This is a genomic window from Methanobrevibacter sp. UBA188 (assembly GCF_905234905.1).
GTDB lineage: Archaea > Methanobacteriota > Methanobacteria > Methanobacteriales > Methanobacteriaceae > Methanocatella.
Genome location: NZ_CAJOJM010000079.1, coordinates 6,681 through 7,537, shown reverse-complemented (window position 1 = coordinate 7,537; position 857 = coordinate 6,681). Strand labels below are relative to the sequence as shown.

The following is an 857-nucleotide window of genomic DNA, read 5'->3' as shown; positions in this document are numbered from 1 at the left end:
ATGATATTTAAAACTCTTTGTTTGGATAATAAAGCAATATTTCTTTTTAAAATCAATTTTATAGAATTAAATAATTTGTATATTCAAAAAACTAACAATTTAGATTATAAATCATGACCTAAATGTTTCCCTAATGTCGTTGTGTTATTTTTTCCTGAAACTTTATAACGTAAGCTGCCAAATATTTAACCAGAGTATCATGAAAACTTTAAATGTTGTAGCGGCCATTATCAAAAAGGACAATAAGATTCTGGCCACAAAACGAGGATATGGCGAGTTCATTAACATGTGGGAATTTCCAGGCGGAAAAATAGAGGCCAACGAAACCAAAGAGGAAGCTCTAATAAGAGAAATAAAAGAAGAGCTTGACTGCACAATAAAACCCACAAAATTCGCATTGAATCTGGAATATCAATATCCTACTTTTTATCTCAAGATGAGCTGCTTTGAAGCGATAATAACTGAAGGAACTCCAAAACTGTTAGAACACAACGATGCAAAGTGGCTTGCCAAAGACGAACTTGACAACGTTAACTGGATTCCAGCCGACATCGAGGCTGTGGATTATCTTAAAAATACCATGGAGGATTAACATGGACAGATTACAAATGGCAAAAGACAAAAAGGCTGAACTTGAAGGCAAACTGGAAAAAGTAAAGGGAACTCCTAGAGAAGAGGAATTCCAAATGCAGCTTGACAAAATCAACCAACTGATAGAACATCTTGAAAATGAATAACCTGAACACCGACGACATCATTAACGGAGCAAGAACAGCATTCATTGACGAGCACATCAGCTCCAGCTCTGACTTTAAGCCAAAGCTATTGTACAATGACAAAAATTCCAAGGTCATCAA

The 857-nt window shown here is 35.2% G+C and carries 2 protein-coding genes; both read left to right on the top strand.

The genetic code is table 11. The annotated features are described in order from the left end of the window. Positions 1–199: 199 nt before the first annotated feature. Complete coding sequence (locus tag QZ143_RS09405; RefSeq protein ID WP_342765221.1) at positions 200–592, top strand: (deoxy)nucleoside triphosphate pyrophosphohydrolase; 393 nt, start codon at positions 200–202, stop codon at positions 590–592. Position 593: 1 nt separating this feature from the next. After that, a complete protein-coding gene (locus tag QZ143_RS09400; protein ID WP_292883566.1) occupies positions 594–737 on the top strand; it encodes a hypothetical protein in 144 nt (47 codons plus the stop codon). The last annotated feature ends 120 nt before the right edge of the window (positions 738–857 follow it).

Coding starts and splice junctions, on each gene's coding strand:
- QZ143_RS09405 (WP_342765221.1), top strand. CDS start 200: ATGAAAACTTTAAATGTTGTAGCGGCCATTATCAAAAAGGACAATAAG.
- QZ143_RS09400 (WP_292883566.1), top strand. CDS start 594: ATGGACAGATTACAAATGGCAAAAGACAAAAAGGCTGAACTTGAAGGC.